General features: G+C 71.4%; 17 protein-coding genes. 9 read left to right on the plus strand and 8 right to left on the minus strand.

From position 1 onward, the window contains the following. Positions 1-96 precede the first annotated feature (96 nt). From Dvina_RS34120 to Dvina_RS34130, 3 genes are read left to right on the plus strand one after another with little or no spacing between them, the layout of a single operon-like run. Positions 97-1,854, plus strand: coding sequence for a discoidin domain-containing protein (locus Dvina_RS34120; protein ID WP_223093394.1), 1,758 nt, complete (start codon positions 97-99; stop codon positions 1,852-1,854). A gap of 44 nt (positions 1,855-1,898) precedes the next feature. Next, positions 1,899-2,321: a MarR family winged helix-turn-helix transcriptional regulator gene (locus Dvina_RS34125; protein ID WP_223093395.1), complete on the plus strand. Its 423-nt coding sequence runs from the start codon at positions 1,899-1,901 to the stop codon at positions 2,319-2,321. After that, positions 2,318-4,015 (plus strand): MFS transporter, encoded by a 1,698-nt coding sequence (locus tag Dvina_RS34130; RefSeq protein WP_246655504.1) that lies wholly within the window; start codon positions 2,318-2,320, stop codon positions 4,013-4,015. Before Dvina_RS34125 ends, Dvina_RS34130 begins: the two co-directional genes overlap by 4 nt. Here the strand turns inward: Dvina_RS34130 and Dvina_RS34135 are convergent. From Dvina_RS34135 to Dvina_RS34145, 3 genes are all read right to left on the minus strand, one after another. Next, positions 4,012-4,203 (minus strand): ferredoxin, encoded by a 192-nt coding sequence (locus Dvina_RS34135; protein WP_223105866.1) that lies wholly within the window; start codon positions 4,201-4,203, stop codon positions 4,012-4,014. The two genes, Dvina_RS34130 and Dvina_RS34135, sit on opposite strands and share 4 nt — an antisense overlap. Then, a complete protein-coding gene (locus Dvina_RS34140) occupies positions 4,203-5,420 on the minus strand; it encodes a cytochrome P450 (protein WP_223093396.1) in 1,218 nt (405 codons plus the stop codon). Before Dvina_RS34140 ends, Dvina_RS34135 begins: the two co-directional genes overlap by 1 nt. Positions 5,421-5,551: 131 nt before the next feature. Then, positions 5,552-7,789: a choice-of-anchor J domain-containing protein gene (locus Dvina_RS34145; protein ID WP_223093397.1), complete on the minus strand. Its 2,238-nt coding sequence runs from the start codon at positions 7,787-7,789 to the stop codon at positions 5,552-5,554. 457 nt (positions 7,790-8,246) lie between these two features. Here Dvina_RS34145 and Dvina_RS34150 point away from each other — a divergent pair, with 457 nt between their 5' ends. From Dvina_RS34150 to Dvina_RS34165, 4 genes are all read left to right on the plus strand, one after another. Further along, complete coding sequence (locus Dvina_RS34150; RefSeq protein ID WP_223093398.1) at positions 8,247-8,660, plus strand: STAS domain-containing protein; 414 nt, start codon at positions 8,247-8,249, stop codon at positions 8,658-8,660. Positions 8,661-8,686: 26 nt separating this feature from the next. Continuing rightward, a complete protein-coding gene (locus Dvina_RS34155) occupies positions 8,687-9,532 on the plus strand; it encodes a helix-turn-helix domain-containing protein (protein WP_223093399.1) in 846 nt (281 codons plus the stop codon). Continuing rightward, positions 9,529-9,933 (plus strand): VOC family protein, encoded by a 405-nt coding sequence (locus Dvina_RS34160; RefSeq protein WP_223093400.1) that lies wholly within the window; start codon positions 9,529-9,531, stop codon positions 9,931-9,933. The genes Dvina_RS34155 and Dvina_RS34160 overlap by 4 nt, the downstream gene beginning before the upstream one ends. Positions 9,934-9,996: 63 nt before the next feature. Then, the gene (locus tag Dvina_RS34165) at positions 9,997-10,254 is read left to right on the plus strand and encodes a YciI family protein (RefSeq protein WP_223093401.1); all 258 of its coding nucleotides are present in this window, start codon (positions 9,997-9,999) and stop codon (positions 10,252-10,254) included. Between the two features lie 62 nt (positions 10,255-10,316). Here Dvina_RS34165 and Dvina_RS34170 read toward each other — a convergent pair whose 3' ends face one another. After that, the gene (locus tag Dvina_RS34170; protein WP_223093402.1) at positions 10,317-11,288 is read right to left on the minus strand and encodes a glycosyltransferase; all 972 of its coding nucleotides are present in this window, start codon (positions 11,286-11,288) and stop codon (positions 10,317-10,319) included. 87 nt (positions 11,289-11,375) lie between these two features. Beyond that, a complete protein-coding gene (locus Dvina_RS34175; RefSeq protein WP_223093403.1) occupies positions 11,376-11,729 on the minus strand; it encodes a histone-like nucleoid-structuring protein Lsr2 in 354 nt (117 codons plus the stop codon). 169 nt (positions 11,730-11,898) lie between these two features. Here Dvina_RS34175 and Dvina_RS34180 point away from each other — a divergent pair, with 169 nt between their 5' ends. Together Dvina_RS34180 and Dvina_RS34185 are read left to right on the plus strand one after the other, a co-directional pair. After that, the gene (locus Dvina_RS34180; protein ID WP_223093404.1) at positions 11,899-12,465 is read left to right on the plus strand and encodes a DinB family protein; all 567 of its coding nucleotides are present in this window, start codon (positions 11,899-11,901) and stop codon (positions 12,463-12,465) included. 228 nt (positions 12,466-12,693) lie between these two features. After that, a complete protein-coding gene (locus tag Dvina_RS34185; protein ID WP_223093405.1) occupies positions 12,694-13,275 on the plus strand; it encodes a hypothetical protein in 582 nt (193 codons plus the stop codon). 106 nt (positions 13,276-13,381) lie between these two features. On the opposite strand, the gene Dvina_RS34190 is transcribed toward Dvina_RS34185, so the two are convergent. Genes Dvina_RS34190 through Dvina_RS34200 form a run of 3 tightly spaced genes read right to left on the minus strand, consistent with a single transcriptional unit; the run spans position 13,382 to position 16,292 of the window. Then, the gene (locus tag Dvina_RS34190) at positions 13,382-14,158 is read right to left on the minus strand and encodes an ATP-binding cassette domain-containing protein (RefSeq protein ID WP_223093406.1); all 777 of its coding nucleotides are present in this window, start codon (positions 14,156-14,158) and stop codon (positions 13,382-13,384) included. Beyond that, a complete protein-coding gene (locus Dvina_RS34195; protein ID WP_223093407.1) occupies positions 14,155-15,225 on the minus strand; it encodes an ABC transporter permease in 1,071 nt (356 codons plus the stop codon). The genes Dvina_RS34190 and Dvina_RS34195 overlap by 4 nt, the downstream gene beginning before the upstream one ends. Next, positions 15,222-16,292, minus strand: coding sequence for a substrate-binding domain-containing protein (locus Dvina_RS34200; RefSeq protein WP_223093408.1), 1,071 nt, complete (start codon positions 16,290-16,292; stop codon positions 15,222-15,224). The genes Dvina_RS34195 and Dvina_RS34200 overlap by 4 nt, the downstream gene beginning before the upstream one ends. Positions 16,293-16,310 lie beyond the last annotated feature (18 nt).

Genomic DNA, 16,310 nt, shown 5'->3' on the forward strand with positions numbered 1-16,310 from the left:
CGACGGCCGCCCTCCTGGACGACCCTCTCACTGAGAGAGCGCTCTCTTCCGCCATCCCTCCGCCGACGCCCCAACCACGTCTAAGGAGCAGTTCCCATGCTCATCAGAAAGCGCCTGCTCGTGAGCGCGCTCTCCGTAGCGGCCGTCATAGCCGGCTACGCGGCGTTCACCCTGGGCAGTGCCAGCGCCGCCAGCACCCTGCTGTCCCAGGGCCGGCCGACCACCGCCTCATCGACGGAGAACGCCGGCACGCCCGCCGCGGCCGCCACCGACGGCAACACCGCCACCCGCTGGTCCAGCGCGTTCAGCGATCCGCAGTGGATTCAGGTCGACCTGGGCCAGAGCGCCACCGTCGACCAGGTCGTGCTCAACTGGGAGGCCGCCTACGCGAAGTCCTTCCAGGTCCAGACCTCGGCCGACGGCACGGCCTGGACGAACGTCTACAGCACGACGACCGGCACCGGCGGCGTGCAGACGCTCAACGTCTCCGGCACCGGCCGCTACGTGCGCGTGAACGCCACGGCCCGCGGCACCGCCTACGGCTACTCGCTGTGGGAGTTCCAGGTCTTCGGCACGCTCGGCGGCGGCTCCTGCGGCACGTCGAACTACGCCCAGGGCAAGCCCGCGACCGCCTCGTCGACGGAGAACGCCGCCAGCCCGGCCGCGGCCGCGTTCGACGGCAACACCGGCACCCGCTGGTCAAGCGCGTTCACCGACCCCCAGTGGATCCAGGTGGACCTCGGCGCCACCGCCACCGTCTGCGGCATCGACCTCACCTGGGAGGCCGCGTACGGCAAGGCGTTCTCGATCCAGACGTCAGCGAACGGCACGACCTGGACGAGCATCTACAGCACGACCAGCGGCGCGGGCGGGGTGGCGCACCTGACCGTCTCGGGCTCCGGGCGCTACGTGCGGATGTACGGCACGGCCCGCGGCACCGCCTACGGCTACTCGCTGTACGAGTTCGGCGTGCGCGTCTCGGCCGCCACGCCGCCCCCGCCGACGAGCAACCCGCCGACCAGCCCGCCGCCCCCGGACCAGTTCTGGGGCGACACCGCCGGCATCCCGGCCGCCCAGAACGTCGTCATGGTGAAGGTGCTCAACCGGACCAACGGCCGCTACCCGGACAGCCAGGTCTACTGGAGCTTCAACGGCCAGACCCACTCGATCGCCGAGCAGCCGTACCTCGACATGCCCGCCAACAGCGCCGGCCGGATGTACTTCTACGTGGGCCAGCCCGGCGGCCAGTACTTCGACTTCATCGAGTTCACCGTCGGCGCCGCGGTGTTCAACGGCAACACGACACGGGTCGACGCGTTCGGCCTGAAGATCGCGATGCGGCTGCACGCCAAGGACGGCTACGACGTCCAGGTCGGTGAGGACTACCAGACCTTCACCGAGTCGCGGGAGGCGACATTCGCCAAGTTCATCGCCGAGGTCCCGCCGGAGTTCCGGGTGCTCGCCCAGTCGCAGGCGCCGTACCGGATCATCGCCCCGGGCAGCGACCCGACCTTCCGGGCCGGGGGCGTGAACCAGGGCTACTTCACCGCCTACGCCCAGCAGTTCGGCATCAACGCCGCCACCTCCGACATCTTCGGCTGCGCCGGGGTCCTGGCCAACGACTCCGGCAACTGCTCCGCGCTCAACCGGCACGTCCGGCAGCTGCCGCAGTCGGACTGGTCGACGCCGAGCCTGTACTACCAGGCGGCGCCGGCGAACTACTACGCGAAGTTCTGGCACGACCACGCCATCGGCAAGCTCGCGTACGGCTTCCCCTACGACGACTACGCGGGCCAGTCCTCGTTCGTGTCCCACGGCAACCCGCAGTACCTCCTCGTCGCCGTGGGTTTCTGACCGCCGATTTGTTCAACCCAGATTTATCAGTTTACCTTTACTACATGCACGTTGAAGGTATCGCGGCCAGCCTGCAGATCTCGGTCGGCAGGCTGGTCCGGCGGCTGCGGCAGACCCACGCCCCCGGCGAGCTGACCCTGTCGGAGGCGTCGGTCCTCTCCCGCCTCGACCGTGGCGGCCCGGCGGCCCCCGGCGAGCTGGCCGGTGACGAGCGGGTCAAGCCGCAGGCCATGGGGACCACGCTGCAGGCCATGGAGCAGCGCGGCCTGGTCAGCCGCTCCCCCGACCCGAACGACGGCCGCCGTGTCCTCATGGCCATCACCGACGAGGGCCGCCACCTGCTCACCGACCGCCGCTCGGTGAAGATCCAGGCCCTGACCCAGGCGATCGGCCGCCTCACCGACGCGGAGCGCGAGTCGCTCGTCGAGGCCGCCCGGATCCTCGACAAGCTGGCGGAGCAGCTGTGACCGCCGCCCAGAAAGCCGACGTCGAGGACGTGGCCGGCAAGCCGGACAACTACAAGTGGATCGCGCTGTCGAACACCACGCTCGGCATGCTCATGGCCACCATCGACGGCTCGATCGTCATCATCTCGCTGCCCGCCATCTTCCGCGGCATCGGCCTCGACCCCCTGGCGCCCGGCAACATCGGCTACCTGCTGTGGATGATCATGGGGTACCTGCTCGTGTCGGCGGTGCTGGTCGTGGCCCTCGGCCGGCTCGGCGACATGTTCGGGCGCGTCCGGATGTACAACCGCGGCTTCCTGATCTTCGCCGTGGCCTCGGTGGCGCTGTCCTTCGACCCGTTCCACGCGGGTGGCGGGGCGATGTGGCTCATCGGCTGGCGGATCGTGCAGGCGTTCGGCGGGGCGATGCTCACCGCCAACTCGGCGGCCATCCTCACCGACGCGTTCCCGGCCCGCCAGCGCGGCATGGCGCTGGGCATCAACCAGATCACGGCCCTGGCCGGGCAGTTCCTCGGGCTGCTGCTCGGCGGGGTCCTGGCCGCGATCGACTGGCGGGCCGTGTTCTGGGTAAGCGTGCCGGTCGGCGTGGTCGGCACGATCTGGTCCTACCGCAGCCTGCGCGAGACCGGCGAGCGGCACCGCGCGTCGGTCGACTGGCTCGGCAACGTCACGTTCGCCGCCGGCACGCTGCTAATCCTGGCCTCCATGACGTACGGCATCCAGCCCTACGGCGGGCACCCGACCGGCTGGACCAGCCCGCGCGTGCTCGGCGGGATCGGCCTCGGCGTGCTGCTGCTCATCGGGTTCGTGATCGTCGAGTCGCGCATCGCGCAGCCGATGTTCCAGCTCGGGCTGTTCAAGATCCGGGCCTTCGCGGCCGGCAACCTGGCCGCGCTGCTGGTGGCGATCGCCCGCGGCGGCATGCAGTTCATGCTCATCATCTGGCTGCAGGGCATCTGGCTGCCGCTGCACGGCTACAGGTTCGAGGACACGCCGCTGTGGGCCGGCATCTTCATGCTGCCGCTCACCGTCGGGTTCCTGCTGGCCGGGCCGGTCAGCGGCTATCTCTCCGACCGCTTCGGCGCCCGCCTGTTCTCCACCGTCGGCCTGGTGCTCACCGCGGCCGCGTTCGCCGGGCTCCTGGCCATCCCGATCGACTTCGCGTATCCGGTGTTCGCCCTGCTCCTGCTGCTCAGCGGGCTCGGCCAGGGCATGTTCTCGGCCCCGAACACGTCGGCCATCATGAGCAGCGTCCCGGCCGGCCAGCGGGGCGTGGCCTCGGGGATGCGCAGCACGTTCCAGAACGCGGGCACGTCCCTGTCGATCGGCGTGTTCTTCTCGCTCATGGTCGTCGGCCTCGCCCGCGCGCTGCCGGAGACCCTCGCGAGCGGGCTCACGGCCCAGGGGGTGCACCCACCCGTGGCCTCGTCGGTGGCGTCGCTCCCTCCGGTGAGCACTCTGTTCGCGGCGTTCCTGGGCAGCAACCCGGTCGAGCACCTGCTGGCGCCGTTCGGGGTGCTGCCCACGCTGCCGCCCGCCAACACGGCGACGCTGACCGGCCACGAGTTCTTCCCGAACCTCATCGCCCAGCCGTTCCACGACGGCCTGGTCGTGGTGTTCGGCGCGGCGACGCTCATGACGCTGCTGGCCGCGGTCGCCTCGGCGTCCCGGGGCCGGCACGTGCCCGCCGCCTAGTCGATGCTCAACGCCCCGGACGGGCAGCCCAGCACCGCCTGGCGCACCGTGTCGTGCTCCTGCTCGGGCGGCTCGGCCACGAGCACCACGACCACGGCGTCGTCCTCGCGCTGGTCGAACACCTCGGGCGCGTGCATCACGCACATGCCCGAGGCGACGCACACCGCGGTGTCGGCCCGGATCTTCATCACCAGATCACCGGGACCTCGTCCAGGGCGCCGGTGAGCCGGTCGTCGTGGACCCGGATCTCGTCGACCCCGACCGCCAGGCGCAGGTCGGGGAAGCGGCGGATCAGGGCCGGGAACACCGTGCGCAGCTCGGTGCGGGCCAGGTTGGCGCCGATGCAGACGTGCGCCCCGTAGCCGAACGCGAGGTGCACGTTCGGCTTGCGGTCGACGTCGAAGCCGGCCGGGTCCGCGAACACCGAGTCGTCGCGGTTGGCCGCGCTGATGGAGATGACGACCGCATCGCCGCGGGCGATCGTGACGCCGCCGACCTCGACGTCGTCGTGGGCGTAGCGCAGCAGGCCCAGCCCGCCGGGGGCGGTGATCCGCAGGATCTCCTCGACCGTGGCCGCCACCTGGCCGTCGGGGTCGGCCCGGAACCGGTCGCGGCGCTCCAGGTCGGCCAGCAGCAGCAGCGTGCCGAGGTCGATGCGGGTCGACGTGGTCTCGTGGCCGGCGAAGATGAGCCCGGCGGCCAGGCGGGCGACCTCGTCGTCGGTGAGCGTCGGGTCGGTCGTCTGCGCGGTGACGAGGTCGGAGATGACGTCCGGCGTCGGGTCCTTGCGCTTGGCCTCGGCCAGCCCCGAGGTGTACTCCCGGAACTCCCACATCGCCCGCTGCGCATCGGCCCCGCCGTCGATGCGGCCGATCCGGGTGGACAGGTCGCGGAAGCGGTGCCGGTCCTCCCAGGGCACGCCCAGCAGCTCGCAGATGACCAGGACGGGCAGCGGGAACGAGAGGTGGTCGTGCAGGTTCACCGGCGCGCCGGGGTTCGCGTCCCGGGCCGCCTGCATGTCGTCGAGGCAGCGCGTGGTCAGCTCCTCGATGCGGGTGCCGAGCCGGCGCATCCGGGCCGCCGAGAACGCCGGGGCGAGCAGCCGGCGCAGCCGGACGTGCTCGCGCTCCTCGGTCTCGAAGTCACCCATCGGGCCGTCCTGAATCGCGGCGTGGGTGATCCGCGACGCCTGCTCGGGCGCCGGATGGGAGCGGCCGAAGCGCTTGTCACCGAAGATCTGGCGGGCCTCGGCGTAGGCCGTGACCAGCCACGCCGGGTCCCCGGCCGGGGTGGTCACCAGCGTGATCGGGGCCTCACGGCGCAGCACGTCGTAGAGCGGGGCGATCTCGAGGATGTTGGGGCGGTCGAACGGCAGCCGCGGGGCCGCCTCCGTCGTCGCGGTCATGAGGCCTCTCCCGATGGACGGTATCGACTAAAGTCGATCAGACACTACCACGGGTCACACAACATCATCATAACGTGACGGCCCCACCATCCGAAGTGGACGATGGGGCCGCCGCGCGGGAGCGAACGTCGTTACGCCCCGCCGCCACCGGGCTGGGTGACACCGTTCACCGTGAGGGTGTACGGCGCGTACTGCTGGACCTGCTCCGTCGGCTCGTCGTAGGCCACGACGGCCACGACCTTCGGGAACAGCGACAGCAGCGCCAGCTGGATCCAGTTGAGCGCGATGTTCTTCTGGCCGTTGAACTCGAACTGCCAGGCGAACGCGTGCTGCTCGTCGATGCCGATGAGCTTCACGTTGTAGTTCTTCACCACGATCGGGCGCACCTGGGTCGGCGACTTGAACGGCGCCAGGCTGGAGCCGTCGCTGATCAGGGTGTCGCCGACCTTGACGTCGTCGATCTTGAGACCGCCCTCGCTGGTGCCGCCGTCACTGACGTAACGGAACGACAGCAGGATCGACTTGCCGGCGTAGGCCGACAGGTCGAACGAGTGCGGCTCGAAGCCGGTCGTGGTGCCGTTGAGGCCGGGCCCGAGCGGACCGGCGACGGTCTTGTCGCCGGCGATCGAGGTGTACGTGGCGCCGCCGTCGGTCGAGACCTGGACGTAACCGTAGTCGTACGTGGCCTCCGCGCCGTACTTCGCGAGGAAGGTCAGCGTCGGGTTGGTGGCCGGCACGGTCACCGAGGTGACCGCGGAGACGTCCAGGTTGTCCTCGTTGCCGGAGAACAGCACCGAGTTGCCCGGCCGGTCCGGGTCGTCAGTGGCAAGTGTCCACGCCAGCGGCGCCACCGGCAGGGTGTCCACGCCGCTGAACTTCAGCGAGCGCAGGTCCTTGCCGGCGATGGGCTGGCCGTTCTTCTGCAGCAGCACGTAGTCGGCGCCGTTGGGAGCCGCACCGGGCACGCTGTAGGACTGCGGGTTGGCCAGGTTCACCGTGGAGCGCAGGGTCTTCGACGTGACCTTGCGCTTGTCGGCGCCGAGGACGATGCCCCACTGCGAGTCGCCGACGATCCGGTCCAGCAGGACCATGCTCTGGTAGTCGTGCAGGACCGAGTAGAAGTCCTTGGCCCCCTTGGCCTTCACGGCGGCCTCGACGCTCGGGATGCCCTGCAGGGCGCCGTCGCGGTGCAGCCGCGTGATGATGTCCAGGCCGAAGTGGTCGTAGAGGTACGTCACCAGCTCGTACGCATTGCCGTAGTCGGCGAGGATGCTGCTGCTGGTGCCGCCCTCACCCCAGAGGTTGAGCGAGTTCTGCGCCCCGCCGCAGTCGCGGGTGTTCGGGTTGTAGGGCGTCTGGACGATGCCCCAGCCCTGGAAGCAGTTCACGTGGCTGTCGTTGCCGAACTCGTCGATCTTCTTGGTGGTGTCGACGTAGCCGGTGAGCGTCTGCGCGAAGTCGGACAGACCCTCGTTGAGCCACACGCCCTCGTTCGAGTCCTGGTAGGACTCGAGGAGGTGCTGCCACTCGTGCGCGAACGTGCCCTCGTAGGTGTTGGGCCGGGCCGGCCGGCTGACGCAGACGTCCGACGACGGGTTGTCCGGCGGGTTGTCACCCGTGCGGTGCTGCCAGTCGTAGACGTCGATCGTCATGACGTTGCGGTCGAAGTAGTCGTCGAGCGCCTCGGAGAAGAAGCCCGCCGTGTAGCTCGCCGCCGCCGGGAAGTTGTAGTAGTTCGCGTCCCGGATGTTGTCGACGAGCGCGACCGTCTTGTCCCCGCCGCCCGTGTAGACACCGCCGTTGCCGTTCTTGTCCGGACCCAGGATGGCGTGCGTGCCGTCCCGGCTCACCGGCGTGCTGAAGGTGGCGGTCTCCTTCGGGTACATGTTGGTGTCGAACTCCTGGATGAAGCTCGCCACCTGAGCGTCGGTCACGTCGGTGGTGCCCGCCACCTGGTTGCGGCAGTCACCGGCGGGGAACGCCCGGTCGACGGCGACCCACAGCTCGATCTTCTGGCCGACCCCGCGCAGGACGTAGTCCTTGCGGTAGTTGCGGCCGAGCTGGCTGTCGGAGCCCAGCCATTGCCGGACGGTGCCGACCGGCGGGGTGTCGGCCGCGGCGAGCGTCGAGCGCTTCTGCGCCGTCTGCTTGCCCTGCTGGCCGAGCCCCTGGTTCATGTCCACGACCTTGCCGTCCAGCGTCAGGATCGGCCGGGACAGCCCCTTCTGGGCCTCCCCGGACGAGTCGCTGACGGGGGCCTTCGCCGGGGCCTTTGCGGGGGCCGCGAACGCCGACGACGTCGGCAGCGCGACGAGCACCGGGATGGCCAGGGCGACGGCCGTGGCTGCGGCCAGGCCTTTTCTTGCCATGAAGCCTCCTTGAGACGACGCGCCGGACCGGGCGGGGTGACCGCCGGGGCCGGGCGACGAGTTCCGGATCGTATTGACACCGCACACTATCGTCGCCGTCCATATCGACGGCCGGCGCTGCGGGAGCGAAAGGGTTCACGCAAGGGGTTGCCGGGCTTGCCCATCGTCACGAAATCGTGATTATCGTCGATGTTTGCGCGGATTCCGTCCGCCGGGCCACCGGCACTGCACAGAGTGACGGTCAGATTGCGGTCACCCGATGGGCTGACGCCCGAACCGGGCATCGGGTTGCACACCGGGAGCAAATCGCGGCGGATTAACCCGGCCGGTCGAGGCGACCTACCCGTTCGACGATCACCCACCGCGACGTCCGGAGGTGGGCGGACCGGCCGGACGGATGGGGTTACCGGCTGGACAGTGGTTCACCCAACGTCACGCCGGACCGTATCGTCGCAGCATGGCAGCCCTGACCCTCGCGGTGGAACGACTCGCTGCCGCCACGGTGCTGTCCTGTCACGGGGTGCTGGTGGCGGCCAGCGCGATGCAGCTGGAGACGGCGCTGTCACAGGCGCTGCTGCGGCCCGAGCTCCGCATCGTCGTCGACCTGGCCGCGGTGGCCGCGATCGACTGCACAGGCGTGATGATGCTGCGGGTCACCGCGGGCATCGCCGCCGAGCAGGGCGGCGCGCTGGTCCTGGCCGGGCCGAACGCGCAGGTCGTGCACACGCTGCGTGAGTGCGGATCGCTTGGCGCCATCGCCACCTACTCCACCGTGCAGGCCGCACTCGACGCCGACACCACCGCGCTGATCACCGCGCCCGACACCGTCCCGGCCACGACCGCCTGGCCGATCAACCGCCGCAGCGCGTAGGCCGATCCCGGGCTTACGCTTGCCGCATGGACTCCGAGCACGTCCTGTGGCGCCCGGCGCCGGCCGTGCGCCGGTACGCGGCCTGGTACACCGGCTACGCCCAGCACGAGCTGCCGCCGGGCCGGCACCGCGGCCTGCCGTCGCCGTACCTCACGCTGATCGTCACCATCGGCCGGCCGCTGCGGGTCGTCGCGCATCCGGACCCCTCGGCGCCGCCCGCGCAGTACGCCACCATCGTCGGCGGGCTGCACGTCGTGCCCGCACTGATCGAGCAGGACGGCACCGAGGCCGGCATCCAGGTGGCCCTGTCACCGCTCGGCGCCCGCGCGCTGCTCGGCCTCCCGGCGGGTGAGCTGGCCGGCGCCGACCTCGACGGCACCGACGTCCTGGGCCCGCTCGCCGCCGAACTGCACGAGCGGGTCGCCCTGGCCGAGGGGTGGGCCGCCCGCTTCCGGATCGTCGACGAGCTGCTCACCCGCCGGGCCGCCCCGGACCGCGCGCCCGCACCGGAGGTGTCGTTCGCCTGGCAGCGGCTGTGCGCGACCGGCGGCGCGCTCAGCGCGGCCGAGCTCGCCGGGGAGACCGGCTGGAGCGGCCGCTACCTGGCCCGCCGCTTCGGCGTCGAGATCGGCCTGACCCCGAAGGTCGCCGGCCGGGTGGCCCGCTTCGACCGGGCCCGCCGCCTGCTGCAGTCCGCCGCCGGCGGCCGCCCCCTCGCCGAGCTGGCCGTCGCCTGCGGCTACTACGACCAGGCCCACCTCACCCGCGAGTTCACCGCACTGGCCGGCCTGCCACCGGCCCGCTGGTGGGCCGAGGAGTTCCGAAACGTGCAATCGCCGCAGGCCCTGGCCGGGGCAGACTCGGCGGCATGAGCGATGACAAGACTCCCGCGCCGACCGTCTGGCCCACCCTGCGGGCCACCGACGCCCGCGCGCTGATCTCCTTCCTGGTCGACGCGTTCGGCTTCGCCGAGGTGGCCGCCTTCGGCGACGGCACCCTGATCCACCACGCCGAGGTGGCGTGGCCGGAGGGCGGCGGCATCATGCTCGGCAGCCACCGCGACGACGACTGGAACCTGCGCCCGGGCACGTTCGGCTGCTACGTCGTCACGGCCGACCCCGACGCCGTGCACGCCCGGGCCCTGGCCGCGGGCGCCGAGATCGTGCGCGGCCCGTACACCACCGACTACGGCTCGCGGGAGTTCGCCGCCCGCGACCCCGAGGGCAACCTGTACTCGTTCGGCACCTACCGCGGCGAGCCCCGCCCCGTGTAGGGAACCGCCCCGTGTAGGGAACCGCCCGTGTAGAGAACCGCCGCCCGGCTCCGACCCTGGGGCATGACGAAGTTCCTGCTGCTGCACGCCGAGGGTTCGGCGCCGCCGGCGGATCTGGGCGGCGAGCTGCTCGACGCGGGCCGGCTCGCCGACCCTTCCCTGACGGTCGACGTTCGCGGTGGGTGCGGTTCGGGCCTGTTCCGGTGGTACTGGCTGATCGACGTCGAGTCCGCGGAGCGGGCCGCGCAGATCGCCACCGCGGCGGGCGGGCCGGTTTCGGTGTGCCGGCTCATGACCGACCACCTCGACCCTGATCTCTGACCCCGTGCCGCCCTCCGCGCGCGGGCCCGCGCGGCCGGGAGCCGCACCCCGGGAGGCGGGCGTCAGCGGTGGGAGCCGGCGAGCGCGCCGAGGAGCCGCTTGAGCTCGGCGAGGTGCTCCGGCGGGTAGACGCGGCCCGCCGGATCGACGACCCGGCGGACGTGTCGCAGCAGCTGCCAGGCGTCGGCGGTGTGGCCGAGCTGGGCCAGGGCCTGGGACTCCAGCCAGTCGCAGTACTGCCGGTCGACGCCGTGACCCCGCAGCTGCCGGGCCAGCACCACGACGGCGTCGTCGTGCCCCGCGCCGAGCAGGAGCCGGGCCAGGGCGTCGGTGCCGAGAATCCACTGCCGGGTCCCGGGCACGGCCTCGGCGCGGAGGGCCTCGAAGGTGTCGACGGCGTCCTGCGGGCGCCCGGCGCCGACGTAGCTGCGGCCCAGGTCCAGCAGCGTCGTGGCCCGGTCCTCGCCGGTGGTGGCGGGCAGTTGGGCCTCGGCGAGGGCGGCGTTGCGCCGGGCCTTGCCGGTGCGCACGGCGCGGTGCTCGTAGCCGTGGTGGGTCAGGCGCAGCGCCTCGCCCGGCAGCGCGGGCCAGGTGCCGCGCTCCGGGACGAGCCGCTCGTGGACGCGGCCGGCCCAGTGGACGGCCGAAGGACGAAAGATGCGGGGGGTGTACTGCGTGTACGGCAGCTCGTCGTGCCGATTGTCGATCTGGACCAGCAACGCGTCGGTGCGCGCGGACGCGAGCAGCGCCCGCAGGCGGCCGGGGTCGGCGGTGGCCCGCTCGTCGGCGTCGACGCTGAGCACCCAGTCCGTGCGGCCGGCGGCGGCGAGGGCGGCGTTGCGGGCGGCGGCGAAGTCGCCGGGCCACTCCCCCGTGCTGACGACGGCACCCATGGACCGGGCGAGGTCGGCCGTCGCGTCGGTGGAGCCGGTGTCGTGGACGTGGATGCCGTCGACGATCCCGCCGAGCGACGCGAGGCAGCCGGGGATGTCGGCCGCCTCGTCCCGGACGATGAGGACCGCGACGAGGTTCACCCTCACCCGATCGGCGGGCGCCCGGGCGGCCTTAACGAAACCCGCGACCGGCCGCCGACCGGCGTGGTCGGCGGCCGGGCGGTGCGATCAGCGACCGGCGTTCGCGTGGTACTGGTCGACAATCTCCTGCTTGATGCGGCCCCGGTCGGAAACCTGGAATCCGGCGCCCTGGGCCCATTCCCGGATGGCGCGGTTCTGGTCGCGGTCACCGCGTGTGGTGCCGCGGGCCCGGCCGGCGGCAGTTCGGGCCCCAACGACCGCGCTACGGCCGACCTTGGTGCCCGCGGAAATGTAGGGCTTGAGCGCGCCGCGCAGTTTCTCGGCGTTCTTCTTGGACAGGTCGATCGAATACTGCACGCCATCGAGGCCGAACGTCACGCTCTCATCGGCGGGCTTACCGTCCAGATCGTCGATCAGTTCTTGAATGACACGCTTGGCCATGCCGGCCGACCTCCCGTGAGCGACTTGGGACGGACTTCGGTAAAACGGTGCCCGTGGGAAACAGTATCGCCAATCAATTGATTTCACGCCAGATAGCCAAGGAAATCAGTTCATCACCGTTCGTGTCGGTCCAATTACCGCGATCGGGGTATCGCCTAGGCTGGCCGTCATGAGCGCACCCCCGCTGGACTGGGGCCGCCTGCTGGCGGCCCAGCTCGAGTACTACTGGGACACCCACCTCTGGCCGCGGCTGAATGGGCTCACCGACGACGAATACTTCTGGGAGCCGGTGCCCGGGTGCTGGAGCGTCCGGGCCGGTGCGGACGGTCGATTCCGCCCCGACGGCGTCACCACCAGGAAGTCGCCGGCGCCCGTGACGACGATCGCCTGGCGGATGATGCACATCGCGGTCGGGTGTTTCGTCATCCGGACGGCGACGTTCTTCCCGGGCCCCTCCGACCCGGCCGATGCCGACATGTTCGACCCCCGGCACGTGCCCGGTGATCTGCCGCACACCGCGAAGGCCGGGGCCGCGTTCCTGCACGACAGTTACCGGCAATGGCACGCGCACATCGCCGCCCTGGACGACGAGGCGATGCGCACGCCCCTCGGACCGAAGGGCGCCTATTTCTCGGCCGATCCGATGGCCGCCCTCATCGTGCACGTGAACCGGGAAACGATGCACCACGGCGGTGAGATCGGCGTCCTGCGCGACCTTTACCGGGCCCGGGGTTAAATGGGCGGACAGGCCTCCAGCAGGGCCTCGGCCGCCCGCGCAACCGCGCCGCACCCGGCTGCACCCGGTCTGCACCCCGTCGGTGCCCGATCGGCTGGCAGAGCCCCGGAAAAAGGGCCAATAGCCTGGCAAAGGCTCGTGACCGCGGTACCGCGGCCGAAGTCAAGCTCGCCGCCGCGAGGAGCGCTGCGACGGTACACCCGAAGGCACCACGGACGGAGCGCACAGATGACGTCGATCAGCGGGATCAGCGCGATCTCAGGCTCGTACAGCGTGCAGTTCGCGACCACCCAGCGGGCCGATCGCCCCCGCGGGGGGCAGGACCCCCTCGAGCCGGTGGCCAGGGCGCTGGGCCTGTCGACCTCGGACCTGAAGGGCCAGCTCCAGAGCGGCCAGAGCCTCACCGGCCTGGCCGACGCGAAGGGCCTGTCCCACGAGGACCTGATCGCCGCCATCAAGGCCGGCAAGCCGGGCGACGCCCCCGCCGGCCCGAACGGCGTCTCCGACGACGACGCGGCCGGGAGGATCGCCGCCCAGCCGGGCCTCCCCGGCGGCCCGCGCGGACCGGGCGGAGCGGGCGGCGATCCGGGCGGCGGCGGCTCCGACGGCTCCGAAGGCCCGGCCGGCCTGCGCGACCGCTCCAAGGTGCAGCAGCTCAACGCGCTGCTCGGCAACGGCGGCGACGCGGGCGGAGACCTGTCGAAGCTCAGCGCAACCGATCTGGTGAAGAAGTTCCAGACCCAGGGCGTCGACCTCAACCAGCTCCGCTCGGTCCTGGAGAGCGGCGACCTCCTGGACGTCAAGGCCTAGCGCCCCGGCCCCGCGTGAGCGGGCGCTCGTCACGGGAGACCGCGCGCACGACGAGCGCCCACCCCGCGACGGGCCGGACCACCTGTGCGGTCCGGCCCGCCGGGAGTCAGCGGCCCGGGGTCTCGGCCAGGGTGGTGGCGCCGGTCATGATGGCGACCGCCTCCGGCATGGTGTGGGTGGCCGGGGTGATGACGCCGGCGCAGCGGCCCAGGCGCTGGATGTGGATGCGGTCGGCCACCTCGAAGACGTGGGGCATGTTGTGGCTGATCAGGACCACCGGGAGGCCGCGGGCGCGGACCTCGCCGATCATCTTCAGGACCTGGTTGGACTCGCGGACGCCCAGGGCGGCGGTCGGCTCGTCGAGGATGATGACCTTGCTGCCGAAGGCGGCGGCGCGCGCCACGGCGACCGCCTGGCGCTGGCCGCCGGACAGGGTCTCGACCGGCTGGGCCGTGTTCTGCAGCGTGCCGATGCCCAGATCGGACAGCGCCTTCGCGGCGTCGGCGCGCATGCCCTTCTTGTCCAGCATGCGCAGGACGGAGCCCAGCACGCCGGGGCGGCGGCGCTCCCGGCCCAGGTACAGGTTCCCGGCGATGTCCAGGGCGGGCGCCACGGCCAGGGTCTGGTACACGGTCTCGATCCCGGCCTCGCGGGCGTCCTGCGGGCGGCGGAAGTGCACCGGCTCGCCGTCCAGCAGGATCGAGCCGGCGTCCGGGACCAGGGCGCCGGTCAGGCACTTGATGAGGGTCGACTTGCCGGCGCCGTTGTCGCCGATCACGGCCAGGACCTCGCCGGGGAACAGCTCGAGATCCACGCCGTCCAGGCCCACCACGCGGCCGAACGTCTTCACCAGGCCGCGCGCGGCCAGCACCGGAACGGTCATGCCTTCACCCGCCGGATCCACTGGTCGACCGCGACGGCGACCAGGACGAGGAGGCCGACGGCGAGGACGCGGTACTGGTCGTCGACCCCGGCCAATGACAGGCCGCTGCGGAACGCGCCCACGATCAGGGCGCCCAGCAGCGTGCCCAGGACCGCGCCGCGGCCGCCGAACAGGCTGGTGCCGCCGATGACGACGGCCGTGATGCTCTCCAGGTTGGCGTCGGCGATCGCGTTGGGGCTGGCCGCGCCGGCCCGGCCGATGAGGATCCAGGCGGTCAGGCCGTAGATCGCCCCGGCCAGGGTGTAGACGCTGACCAGTACCCGGTCGACGCGGATGCCGGCCAGGCGGGCGGCCTCCTTGTCGTCGCCGACCGCGTAGACGTGGCGCCCCCAGGCGGTGTTCGCCAGCGCGAAGCCGACGATGCAGTACAGCACCAGGACCAGGACCACGCCGACGGTGATGTGGAAGCGGCCCACGCTGAACGTCTCGCCGGTCCAGTTGACGAAGCCGGGCAGGTCGGCCTGCTGCACGCTCTGGCCCTTGGAGTACAGCAGCCCGATGGCGGTGAACACGCTCAGCGTGCCGAGCGTGACGATGAACGGCGGCAGCCCGATCCGGGTGACCAGGGCGCCGTTGAGCAGGCCGGCGACCAGCCCGACGGCGATGCCGGCAAGCACCGCGAGGAAGCCGGGCACGCCGTTGCCCTCGGCGAGCTTCGCCGACAGCATCATCGCCAGGATGGTGATCGCGCCGACCGAGAGGTCGATGCCGGCCGTGAGGATCACGAGGGTCTGGCCGACCGCGAGCGCGCCGATGACGGCGACCTGCTGCAGCACCAGCGACAGGGAGTTGGGCGCCGCGAAGCGCGGGTTGATCAGTGAGAACACGACGGCCGCCGCCACGAGGACGAGCAGCGGGCTGATCGCGGGGTGGGCGTGCAGCAGGTGCTGGACGCGCTGGAGCGGCGACTGGCGGCGCCGGGCGAACTGCTCGGCCGCCGTCGTGGCCGGTGCCGAGGCTGAGGCTGAGGCTGAGGCTGAGGCTGAGGCTGGGGTTGGGGCCGTCACTTCTTGCCCCAGCACAGGTCGGTGCCCTTGGCGGCGTCGATCGAGTCCACTCCCGGCGCCGGCTTGTCCGTCACCAGCGCGACGCCGGTGTCGTAGAAGTCCAGGCCGCTTGTCACCTGCGGTTTGGAGCCGCCCGTCGCGATCTGCTTGACGGCCTTGACGCCGAGCTGCGCCATTTTGAGGGGGTACTGCTGCGACGTGGCATTGATCAGGCCGTCCTTGACCTGCTTGACGCCGTCGCAGCCGCCGTCGATCGACACGACGATCGGGCTCTGCACGCCCGCCGCCTTGAGGGCCTGCTGCGCGCCGACGGCCGCGGGCTCGTTGATCGTGTAGACGACGTTGATGCCGGGGTTCTTGGTCAGGCAGCGCTCCATCGCCGTGCGGCCGCCGTCCTCCGCACCGTTCGTCGGCTCGTTGCAGGCGATCGTGTAGGTGCCGCCGCCCCCGCCGGCCGCCGAGTACTTCCCCGACTTCTCCTCGTCGCCGTTGCGCTTCTTGTCCTTGGTGTCGATGCCCATGCCGGTCAGGAAGCCCTGGTCGCGGTTGTAGTCGACCGACACGATCTTGTCGTTGAACAGGTCGAGCAGTGCGATGACCGCGGGCTTGTCGGCCAGGGTGGTGGCGGTCCACCGGCCGATGAGCTCGCCGGCCTTGAAGTTGTCGGTGGCGAACGTGATGTCGACGGTGTTCGCCGGGTCGGGCGGGGTGTCGAGCGCGATCACGTACAGCCCGGCGTCGCGGGCCTTCTTGATCGCCGGGTTGACGCCGGGGCCGTTGGGCGTGATGAGGATGCCGGCGTCGCCGCGGGCGATGGCGTCCTCGATGGCCTGGACCTGCCCCGCCTCGTCGCCGTCGGCCTTGCCGGCGGCGATGGTGATTTTGATGCCCTCGGCCGCGGCGGCCTGCCGGGCGCCCTCCTGCATGGTGACGAAGAACGGGTTCGTGGAGTTCTTGGTGATGAGGGCGACCGAGACGCTCTTGCCGCCGCCGCCCTGGTCGTCGCCGCACGCGGCGGCCGGCAGCACCGTGAGCACGGCGGCGAGCGCGATGAGGGCTCTGCGCATGGTGTCTCCTCCAAATGA

The organism is Dactylosporangium vinaceum (genome assembly GCF_019904175.1).
GTDB classification, from domain to species: domain Bacteria; phylum Actinomycetota; class Actinomycetes; order Mycobacteriales; family Micromonosporaceae; genus Dactylosporangium; species Dactylosporangium vinaceum.